Below are 10604 nucleotides of genomic sequence, written 5' to 3' on the forward strand. Positions count from 1 at the left end.
AATTATTTTTGGGTCCTGAAAAAAAGTTGCCACCTTTCAAGACGGATTTACGTCCTATACCGGCATCCTCTGCGCAGACCGGGGGGGAAGAACAAGGATCCGGCCTAGCCGTCAATGCAACGCCATCCCCGTGGAGATCCCGGATCAGGTCCGGGGTGACGTGGATTTTGTCAGATTACGCCAACAATACTGCCAAAATACCGGTGAGAAAGATACCGTCAAACGTTCCGGCCCCGCCGATGGACAGCATGGGGGCCTGGAGCCGGCCCAGATCCTTGTCGCGGAACAGGTGGAGGATGTCCGCACCGAACAGGGTGCCCAGGCTCCCGGCCACATAGGCCACCTGCGCTTCCTGCCCCCGGGGGGCGAGCACCCATGTGGCCAGGACGGTCAGAAGTGGCGGGATCAAAAAGGGAATGCCGATGCCCAGCCCGGGAACGGGCCGTGCCAACTTGTACACGACCAGGGTGACCAGGCCAAAGGCCAGTCCCATGCCCGGGGAAGGACCGATCTGGAACAGAAAATACAGGGAGAGAAAACAGGGGATCACCCCGCCCCCGAAATTGATGGCAATGACCTGTTCCGTGGCACGTGCCATGGGGCGCGCGCTGAATTTACGATAATGCCTCCAGATGCCGTGGAAGTCCATCTCCAGAAACCCGTCGTCCGTCCGGCCGGGCAGAGGCCGCTTGAAGAGCGGGATGTTCACCGCGCTGCCCAGTAGGGATCCCACGAGCAGGAGAAAAACCTGGCCGGAAGACAGACCCAGCTTGGCAAAGGCCACGGAAATGGCCCCGATCTGGATGAAGGCGAAGAGAAAGACGATGAGGATGACGAACAGGATGAACATCAAAAGGGCAAAGGGGAGAAAAAAGAGGGGGTTCATGACATACCCGCGTGCGTTGCATGTTTGCATGGTACAAGGTAGGCACCTGCGTAACAGATGGCTTGGCCATTGTCATTATATGGAGGCCGTCCGGTTCCGCTGAACCCCATCAAACAGGTATACACCCATGAAAGGAATCATTCTTGCCGGAGGCTCCGGCACCAGACTTTATCCGTTGACGTTGTCCGTGAGCAAACAATTGCTTCCGGTGTACGACAAGCCCATGATCTACTATCCCCTGTCCGTGCTTTTGCTTGCGGGTATCCGGGACATCCTGATCATTTCCACTCCCAGGGATCTCGGATTGTTCCGGGAACTTTTGGGCGATGGTTCGTCACTGGGCATTTCCCTGACCTATCTGGAGCAGCCACGGCCCGAGGGATTGGCCCAGGCCTTCATCCTTGGCGAGGAATTCATCGGGGACGACAATGTCTGCCTGGTCCTTGGCGACAACATCCTCTACGGGGACGAGCTTTCGAATATCCTTGGGGAGAGTTCCCGGCTGGAAAAGGGCGGGATCGTCTTCGGCTATCCGGTCAAGGACCCGGCCAGGTACGGGGTGGTGGAGTTCGACGGCCGGGGCACGGTGCTGGGGATCGAGGAGAAACCGGCCCGCCCCAAGTCCAAATATGCGGTTCCCGGGATCTACTTCTACGACAACCAGGTCGTGTCCATTGCCAAATCCCTCAAACCATCGCCCCGGGGGGAACTGGAGATCACCGACGTGAACAAAGCCTATCTGGAACGGGGAGAGCTCATGGTCCGGCTCCTCGGCCGCGGCTTTGCCTGGCTCGACGCCGGAACCCACGAATCCCTCCAGCAGGCCGGTACCTTTGTCCAGGCCATCCAGGACCGCCAGGGATTCCGTATCGCCTGTATCGAAGAAATCGCTTTTTCCAGAGGGTATATAGACGCCGTCCAACTCGAAGACCTGGCCGGATGGTACAAGAACGACTATGGAGAGTACCTGAGGGAGATTGCCGGGCAGAACGGGTAATATGACCGGCGATCAAAAAAAACTTGAAATCTCCATGGACTTTCTCTAAGAGGTCTTCTCTCCATACAGATGCCCACGTAGCTCAGCAGGTAGAGCACTTCCTTGGTAAGGAAGAGGTCACCGGTTCAAGTCCGGTCGTGGGCTCCAGAAAAATCATTCAAGGGGCTTCCGGCATCATGCTGGGGGCCCCTTTTTCTCATGCTGACCAGAGGGCGATCAATACAAAAAACCGAACGACCAAAGCGGGGGTGCCGGCTGAATCGTAAGGCCGGTGTGCTGCGGTTGGAGCAATTTCGTCCGGGTCCATAGGGCATGTTTCCCGGAAGCTATCGTTCGGATCGGTGCTCCGCGCGGGTGTGAGCCGCTTGGTAAGTGCGGTGCATGTCTGCGTCAGCGGCGGGCACGGGTGTCTTTTGTCCCCATGATCTGTGTCCAGATGATCCAGAAGACCAGGCTTGTCCCGCCCACGGCCAGGTTCATGATCCCCATGACCGCAATGGGGTTCTCCCAGTCCAGAGAGATCGTCCAGATGGCCGAGGCGCCGATGAGAAAATAGAGGAAGGTCATGAAGGAGGAGGCCGTGCCGGTGTCCCGGTCCACCTGTTGCAGAATGAGATGGTTGGTCACGGGGCGGGTCAGGGAGAAGCAGAAGGAGGCGCACCACATGGGCAGGGCCAGACGCCAGGGGCCGGATGTCCATCCGACGATCATCCAGGTGCCCGCGCAGAGGATACCAAAGGACGCCATGCGCATGATAGTGGTATGCCTGAAGGTCCCGGCAAACCGGGTCAGGAGCAGGGGGGCGAGGATCAGGGCCGAGCCGTTGAAGGCGAAAAAATAGCCGTAGGTGGTCTCGTCCACCCCGAATCCGCTGATGTACATGGTGGCGGAACCGGCAATGAAGGAGAAGATGCACAGGGACATGGTGGACACGACCATGGTCAGGGCCATGTAGCGTTTGTTGCGGAACAGGGCAGCGTATTTTCCCGCCAGCTCCCACATTCCGGTGCTGGAGCGTTCCTTCAGGGTTTCGGGCATGCGCAGGATGCCGATCAGGGCGATGGTCCCGCAGAGTGCCTGGAGGACGAAGATCCATTCCCAGGTCAGCCATTTGAGAACCAGTCCGCCCAGGGTTGGGGCGAGCATGGGGGCGATGCCGATGATCACCCCCAGATGGGCAAAGATTTTCTGCCGCTGGATGCCGTCGTACAGATCCTTGGTGATGGCCAGGGACAGGGCCGCTCCCGAGGCGGCTCCGGCGCCCTGGAGGATGCGGGCTGCGATGAGCCATTGGATGCACGGAGCCAGGGCGCAGAGCAGGCTGGCCGCGATGTACAGGGAGAAGCTGACCATGAGCGGACGTTTGCGGCCGACCCGGTCCGAGATGGGGCCGTAGACCAGAAGAAAGATGCAGTAGGTAGCGAAAAATGCGACCAGAGACAGATTGATGATCACCAGGGGCTGGTCCCATATCCGCTGGAGTTCCGGGATGGCGGGCAGGTACATGTCCGTGGAAATGGGCGACAGGGCGGTGATGTACGCCAGGAGGAAGACGATGCGATCCATGGAGGGCTCGTGGGAGATTGAAGGGTTGGGGCGTGAAAAAAGAGGGCACGGCGCGCCGTGCCCCTACGGAAAAAATTCCGGCATTACCCGTAGCTCCCGAACAAGGGCATGCTGTAACCCCCCTCCCTAGTTCAGGGAGGGGCTGGGGGAGGGTTTCACGTTGGTAGCGGAAGGGACCGATACCACGATTACGGGATATTCGGATGTGTCTTGTTTGATATGGTTTTGAGGACACCAAAATCGTAGGGGCACGGCGCGCCGTGCCCTTTATGATGCTATGCAAATATCGATGGTTGTCCAGATTATTGTTGGGCGTACGATTCCCAGCCTCCGCCCATGGCCTTGTACAGGCTGATGAGGTTGGTGGTCACCAGTCCTTCGCTCTGGGCCAGCTCGTCCTGGTAGTCCAGCAGGGAGCGCTGGGCATCCAGAACATCGCTGAAATCCACCAGGCCTGCCTTGTATTTGTCTTTGGCCAGGACCACGGCGCGTTTGGCGGCCTGGGTGGCCAGCGTAAGGGACTGCCTGCGCAGCTGTTCCTGGGCATAGCTTTCCATGGCGTCCTGGGCTTCCTGCAGGGCCGAGAGCACGGCTGCCCGGTATTGCATAAGATATTGTTCCTGCACGGCCGTCTGGACCTCGATGTTTCTGCGGATGGAACCCGCATCGAAGATGGACCAGGAGATGCTGGGGCCCAGGCTGAAGGCCTTGCTGTTTCCGGTCTCGAAAAAGCTGCCTGTTGACAGGGATTCCAGGCCGATTGAACCCATCAGGCTGAACCTGGGGTAGAGACCGGCCGTGGCCACGCCGATACGGGCCGACTGGGCGGCAAGGGCGCGTTCGGCCTTTCTGATATCCGGTCGGCGGCGCAGGCTTTCGGCAGGAACCCCCACGGCCACCCGGACCGGGGGAACGGGGATGGGAGCGAAGGCTTCAAGCTCCGTGTGCACTGCGCCCGGTGTTTCCCCCATGAGGACAGCCAGGCTGTTTTTGGCTGCATCCAGCCCGGAACGCAGGCTGGGAATCTGGGCCCGGGTATTTTCCAGAACATACCGGGCCTGCTGTACCGTGAGTTCATCGCTCAGCCCGGCCGTATATCTTGATCCGATCAGGTCAAAGGTTTCCTGCTGGGCGTCGAGATTGTCCAAAGCCGCCTGGAGGCGTGTCTGGTAGGTGCGTACCTCAACATAGGAGGATGCCACCTCCCCGAGCAGAGAAACCATCACATCCCGGAGATCTTCTTCACTGGCCGCGAGATCGGCATCAGCCGCTTCCACGCTCCGGGCCACCCCGCCAAAGATATCCACTTCCCAGCCCGCATCAAATCCTGCCTGGTAGAGATCCACTTCCGTTCCCGTATATCCTGCGTTTTTGCTGGATTTACTTTTGGTTGCGGCTCCGGCGGCGTCCAGGGTGGGGTAGAGATCTGCCGCGCTGAGGGACCGTTGTGCCCGGGATTCCCAGACCCTGGCTCTGGCCTCCTGAAGACTCAGGTTGCCGGCCACGGCTCTGTCCATGAGTTTGTTCAGCTCAGGATCGTTCAGGGTTGTCCACCAGCGGGCCATGGTCTCCGGATCAGAGGGTTCCGATGTGAGTCCGTCCTTGAGTTCCCCGTGCCAGGTTTCGGGCGCGTTCAGGTCCGGGGCCAGATAGTCCGGCCCCACCTTGACGCATCCGGAAGTCATCAGAAGGCCCAGAACAAGGGCCGCAAGGACAGGTATACTCTGACGTAGTCTTGTGTATTTTTTCATATTTATAGTCCGTCTTTACTACGTTAGCCGTTAAACTGCATGCAACGCCCGGCATATTTTATATGCCTCGAGGCGCAGAGACACAGAGAAAAATATTGTATCTTCAGGTTTTTTCTCTGGTCCTCTGCTTCTCGAGCGGGCGTATCATGCCTTTGTTGGATTGAGGACAAAATCTGCATCGGTCTAGTCTTCAGGTTTGGGGTGATGTTTGATCCCTTTGCGCCAGGCGGACATCCGTTCCCTGGAGTTCTGGAAGAGAGCGTACAGAGCGGGGATAAGAAAGATGCCGATAAGTGTTGCGGCCATCATGCCCCAGAATACGGTGACACCGATGGACTGACGACTGCTGGCACCTGCTCCCGTGGCCACGACCAGGGGAAAGACTCCCAGAATGAAGGAGAATGCGGTCATGAGTACGGCCCGGTACCGGATACGTGCCCCTTCCACGGCTGCCTGGAACACGGAGCGGCCTTTTGCCCGTTCCTCCTTGGCAAATTCCACAATCAGAATGGCGTTTTTACTGGCCAGACCGATGAGCAGAACCAGCCCGATCTGGGCATAGATGGAGAGACTCTTTCCGCTCAGTATGAGTGCGAGCAAAGCCCCGAGGACGGCCACCGATACGGAGATGATAACCGACAGGGGGACGGTCCAGCTTTCGTACTGGGCTACCAGGAAGAGGTAGGCAAAGAGCAGGGCCAGGGCGATGATCAGGGGTGCTTCTCCGCTTGATTTCTGTTCCTGGTAGCTGAGTCCCGACCATTGGAAGCTATAGTCGTCGGGCAGGATCTTTTCCGCCACCGAGGCCATGGCGGCCATGGCCTCGGTGGAACTGGATCCCGTTTGTGCCGACCCGTTGATGGTTGCCGACTGGAACATGTTGTACCGTGTTACCTGCTGGGGTCCGAGAACCGTGGACAGGGTGGCCAGACTGCTCATGGGGACCATCTGTCCTGTGTTTGAGCGGACGTACAACCTGCCGATATCGGCGATATCATCGCGGAATCCGGCATCGGCCTGGACCTTGACCTGGTAGGTTTTGCTCCCGATGTTGAAATCGTTCACATAGCTGGACCCGAGCTGGGACTGCAGGACGGAAAAGATCTCGCTCACCGGGACATCCATGTTCTCTGCCTTGGTCCGGTCCAGATCAAGATAGAGCTGGGGCAGATTGGCTGAGTAGGTAGTGAAAACCCTCTGGAGCATGGGGTTCTGGTTGGCGGCACCGGCAAGAGCCCGGGTGACGGAGGCAAGATCCTGGGCCGTCTGGTCTCCCAGTGCCTGTAGCCTGAAATCGAATCCACCTGACACACCCAGTCCCTGGATGGCCGGGGGGGCAAAGGCAAATATGGAGGCCGAGGGGATGGCGCCCATTTCTCCCTGTATCCGGCCGATGAGGGAGCTGACCTGGGTTTCAGGGGTGGTCCGTTCCCCCCAGGGCTTCAGGGTGGCCACGACAAGGGCGCAGTTTTCATTCGTGCCGCTGATGAGACTGTTTCCGGCCACGGCAATGACGTTTTCCATGCCGGGCATGGTCTTGAGTTTTTCTGAAACCTGCCGGGTTATTTCTTTGGTCCGCTCAAAGGATGCGGCCTCGGGGAGCTGGATGTCCAGGAATATGAGCCCCTGGTCTTCCTCGGGGAGGAAGCTGGTGGGAAGATGGGTGGAGGCGACATAGGCGCCGGCACCAATGATCCCGAAGATCAGGACAACCAGCAGAGCCCGCCGGATCAGCCACGCGGCCACGGCTGTATAGCCCCTCCGGGAGACATCGAGGACCCGGGAAAACCAGGCCAGAGGACCGTGTTCGATGGTCCGCACGGGACGCAGGAGCCGGGAACACAGGGCCGGACTGAGGGTCAGGGCGTTGATGGAGGAGAGCAAAACCGCTGTGGAAATGGTCACGGCAAATTGTCTGTACAATTGGCCGGTAATGCCCGGAAGAAAACCTACGGGCACAAAGACGGCCAGAAGCACCAATGTGGTGGCGATGACGGGCCCGGTAACCTGCTCCATGGCCTTCAAGGCGGCCGCTTTGCTCCCGAGTCCCTCATCCTGCATGATCCGCTGGACATTTTCCACCACCACGATGGCGTCGTCCACTACCAGCCCGATGGCCAGGATGAGGGCGAAGAGGGTGATGGTGTTGGCGCTGTAACCAAGGGCCATGAGCACCGCAAAGGTACCGATGAGAGAGACGGGGATGGTCAGGGTGGGAACCAGCGTTGCCCGCCAGTCCTGAAGAAAGAGATAGGTTACAAAGACCACAAGGATGAAGGTGATCAGCAGGGTGAAGACGATTTCTTCGATGGTATTGCTCACGTACTTTGTGCTGTCGTAGCCTATTTTGTATTCGATATCGTCGGGAAAGCGCGGGGACAGATTTTTCAGTTCGGCCTCCACGGCGGCGATGGTGTTCAGAGCGTTGGCTCCGGAGGTCTGGTAAATCGCCATGGAGAGGGCGGGAGATCCGTTCAGGGTGCTGCTTGAGTTATAGTATTTGGCCCCCAGTTCCACGCGGCCGATATCCTTGATGCGGACAACACCGCCCTGGGCGTTGGTCTGGACAATGATATTCTTGAACTCGTCCACGGTTTTCAAACGTCCCTTGGCCCGTACAAGAAAATTCACCTGCTGGGAGGACGGGGAAGGAGAACTCCCGATGGAGCCTGTGGCCGCCTGGACATTCTGGTTTTCAATGGCGGAAATGACATCGTCGGCGGTCAGCCCCAGAGCGGTCAGCCGTTCCGGATTCATCCACACGCGCATGCTGTATTCCATTTCCCCGAAAATAGTCGCGTCGCTGACCCCGGGAACCCGTGCCAGGGCGTCTTTAACGTTGGTGCTTACGTAGTTGCTCAGGAAAAGTTCGTCGTGGGTTTTACCGGGAGAATAAAAATTGATGATACCGAGCATGTCCGAAGACCGGGTTTCAACAGAGATGCCCTGATCCGTTACCTCGCCGGGCAGCTTGGACTCGGCCTGCTGGATACGGTTCTGGACATTGACCTGGGCCATGTCCGAATCCGTGCCCACGGCAAAGGTGACGGTGAGATCGTAGCCCCCGTCGTTGGTACATTTTGAGGACATGTAGATCATGTTCTCCACGCCGTTGATTTCTTCTTCAATGGGCGCGGCCACCGTATTGGCAACCACTTCGGCGCTGGCGCCGGGATAGGTGGCGGTGACGTGGATTTCAGGCGGGGTGATCTGGGGAAACTGGGCCACCGGGATGTTCATCATGGCCAGAACACCCGCTAGGGTGATGAGGATGGAAATGACCATGGCCAGGCGGGGCCGCTCGATGAATATGCGCGAGATCATGCGGATTACCTCCCGGCCTGTTCAGCGACGGTTACCGTGACTTCCTGGCCCTGGCGGATCTTCTGAACGCCCTGGACAACCACCCGTTCTCCGGCTTTAATGCCGGATGTCACGGCCCAGAATGTGCCTGTAAGGGAGCCCGTAACGATTTCTTTGCGCTGGACATGGTTGTCCGCATCCACCGTGTAGACATACCGCCCCTTTTTGTCTTCCTGCACGGCGGACTGGGGAACTACGGCCTGTTTTTCGCCCTGTGCCGGAGCGTTTAACACCGTGACATACTCTCCGGGCAGAAGGAGCTCGTCGGGGTTGTCAAACTCGGCCCGGATGGCGATGGTTCCCGTCTGCGGATCCACCTCATTGTCCACAAAGGTCGTGCGGCCTGCCAGGGGGTACATGGAGCCGTTGGGTAACCGCAGGCGGGGGATCAGGGCGGGAGTGTCTTTTTGGCCCACTCCTTTTTTCATGAATTCCATTTTGACGTCCACAAAATCATTCTCACTCACGGAATAGACCACCCGGATGGGATCTGTCTGGACGATGCGGGCCAGAGAACCCGAGGTGGAATCAACCAGGTTCCCCCGGGTGAAGGCGTTTTTACCGATGCGTCCGCTGATGGGGGCCTTGATGGTTGTATAGCCCAGATCAATGTTGGAAATCTGCAGATTGGCCTGGGCTTCTTTAAGACCGGCTTCGGCTCCGAGTTGGGCGTTTTCGGCTGTGTCCAGGTCAGTCTGGGCTACGCTGGCCTCTCGGGTTGACTGCAGTCGTTTCAGATATTTAGTAGCATAATCAAGGGCTGCCTCGGCCTTGGCCACCAGGGCTTTGTCCGCATTCACCTGGGCCCTATAGGGCGCCTGTTCGATGACATAGAGAATGTCACCCCGGCGGACCCGCTCACCTTCCGTGAAGCTGACCTGGTCCAGATATCCCTGGACCCTGGCGGTCAGATCAACGGACTGCACGGCCTCGACTCTGCCCACAGATTCCATGGGCGGATTGACTTCTTGTGCCGTGACAATCTGGACCACAACACCGGTCAGGGGTTTTTTCGCGTTCTTGGGCGGGGCGGCTTCCAGGTTGGGAACATATACAAAAAGCATGAAAAAAAGTACCCACAATGTCCGGGCACTGGAAGACTGGTAGGGTTGCTGCATAATCTCTGACTCCTGAATATTTGAGGGATACACTTTGACAAAATCAAAAGGACACTTTAAATGAAGATTTCAAATAGTCATTTGAACTAAGGAATGTCAAGACCATGCCACCACGAAAAGACGGACAGAAAACCAGAGACCGGATTCTGGAAGCGGCCTGTGAGCTTTTTGGCTCCAAGGGATTTAACGCGGCAACCGTGGGTGATATCTCCCAAAAGGCCCAATGCAATATCGCGGCGATCAATTATCATTTCGGCAGCAAGGCGCAGCTGTACTCGGAGACATGGCGGTTCGCGCACAGGCAGGCCCATGATCTCTATGAGGCTGTCGGTCCCTCCCCCGATCTTCCGGCAGAGAGACGATTGCGGGCATATATCCTTTTTCTGCTTTCCCTGCTCAGCAATGATAAGGAACTTAAAAATATCCACATGCTGCATGAACGGGAATTTTTAAGCCCCACGGGACTCGTGGATGATCTGTGGCGGGAACTGCGTAGGCCTGTGAGAGAGGGCGTTTTCGCAGTGATCAGGGATATTCTGGGGGATGAACCCCGGAAAAAGGAGGTGGAATTCTGTGAGGTTCTGGTTGTCAGCCTTTGCCACAGCATCAACAAGGTGAGCCGTAGACAGCACACTGAATATTTTGGCGATATTGAGATTGACCGGGATTTTCTGGAAAAAATGGCCGACGATCTGGCATGTTTTGCGGTGGCCGGGATCAATGCCCTCAAGGAGAGGCGGGGGCGGGGCTAGATGCGATATCCGATGCGCATGTTTTCCCACAACGGGTTGGATACCTAGCGTGGAGGTTGGATATACGTGGGGAATAAAAAAAGGGCTTAGAAACGAACCGTTTCTAAGCCCTTTAATTGTATTGGTAGCGGGGACCGGATTTGAACCGATGACCTTCGGGTTATGAGCCCG

Annotated in this window: 7 protein-coding genes and 1 tRNA gene; 3 read left to right on the plus strand and 5 right to left on the minus strand. The window is 57.7% G+C overall.

The annotated features are described in order from the left end of the window. Positions 1-175 precede the first annotated feature (175 nt). Positions 176-916, minus strand: coding sequence for a DUF1614 domain-containing protein (locus tag ACY692_RS12890; RefSeq protein WP_462325783.1), 741 nt, complete (start codon positions 914-916; stop codon positions 176-178). Positions 917-1013: 97 nt separating this feature from the next. On the opposite strand from ACY692_RS12890, the gene rfbA reads away from it, so the two are divergent. Then, positions 1014-1883 (plus strand): glucose-1-phosphate thymidylyltransferase RfbA, encoded by an 870-nt coding sequence (rfbA, locus tag ACY692_RS12895; protein WP_462325784.1) that lies wholly within the window; start codon positions 1014-1016, stop codon positions 1881-1883. 71 nt (positions 1884-1954) lie between these two features. Continuing rightward, positions 1955-2030, plus strand: a tRNA-Thr gene (locus ACY692_RS12900). A 243-nt stretch (positions 2031-2273) separates the two neighbouring features. Here the strand turns inward: ACY692_RS12900 and ACY692_RS12905 are convergent. From ACY692_RS12905 to ACY692_RS12920, 4 genes are all read right to left on the minus strand, one after another. Next, complete coding sequence (locus tag ACY692_RS12905) at positions 2274-3449, minus strand: multidrug effflux MFS transporter (RefSeq protein WP_462325785.1); 1176 nt, start codon at positions 3447-3449, stop codon at positions 2274-2276. Between the two features lie 302 nt (positions 3450-3751). Beyond that, positions 3752-5200, minus strand: a complete 1449-nt coding sequence (locus tag ACY692_RS12910; RefSeq protein ID WP_462325786.1) for an efflux transporter outer membrane subunit — start codon at positions 5198-5200, stop codon at positions 3752-3754. A 183-nt stretch (positions 5201-5383) separates the two neighbouring features. Then, a complete protein-coding gene (locus tag ACY692_RS12915; RefSeq protein ID WP_462325787.1) occupies positions 5384-8524 on the minus strand; it encodes an efflux RND transporter permease subunit in 3141 nt (1046 codons plus the stop codon). Between the two features lie 5 nt (positions 8525-8529). Continuing rightward, positions 8530-9681, minus strand: coding sequence for an efflux RND transporter periplasmic adaptor subunit (locus ACY692_RS12920; protein WP_462325788.1), 1152 nt, complete (start codon positions 9679-9681; stop codon positions 8530-8532). A 104-nt stretch (positions 9682-9785) separates the two neighbouring features. Here ACY692_RS12920 and ACY692_RS12925 point away from each other — a divergent pair, with 104 nt between their 5' ends. Beyond that, the gene (locus ACY692_RS12925; RefSeq protein ID WP_462325789.1) at positions 9786-10433 is read left to right on the plus strand and encodes a CerR family C-terminal domain-containing protein; all 648 of its coding nucleotides are present in this window, start codon (positions 9786-9788) and stop codon (positions 10431-10433) included. The last annotated feature ends 171 nt before the right edge of the window (positions 10434-10604 follow it).

This window comes from Desulfoplanes sp. (assembly GCF_054921335.1).

Excerpts from the sequence above, each read along its gene's own strand:
- ACY692_RS12905 (WP_462325785.1), bottom strand. The coding sequence starts at position 3,449 with ATGGATCGCATCGTCTTCCTCCTGGCGTACATCACCGCCCTGTCGCCC.
- ACY692_RS12915 (WP_462325787.1), bottom strand. The coding sequence starts at position 8,524 with ATGATCTCGCGCATATTCATCGAGCGGCCCCGCCTGGCCATGGTCATT.
- ACY692_RS12890 (WP_462325783.1), bottom strand. The coding sequence starts at position 916 with ATGCAAACATGCAACGCACGCGGGTATGTCATGAACCCCCTCTTTTTT.
- ACY692_RS12925 (WP_462325789.1), top strand. The coding sequence starts at position 9,786 with ATGCCACCACGAAAAGACGGACAGAAAACCAGAGACCGGATTCTGGAA.
- ACY692_RS12920 (WP_462325788.1), bottom strand. The coding sequence starts at position 9,681 with ATGCAGCAACCCTACCAGTCTTCCAGTGCCCGGACATTGTGGGTACTT.
- rfbA (WP_462325784.1), top strand. The coding sequence starts at position 1,014 with ATGAAAGGAATCATTCTTGCCGGAGGCTCCGGCACCAGACTTTATCCG.
- ACY692_RS12910 (WP_462325786.1), bottom strand. The coding sequence starts at position 5,200 with ATGAAAAAATACACAAGACTACGTCAGAGTATACCTGTCCTTGCGGCC.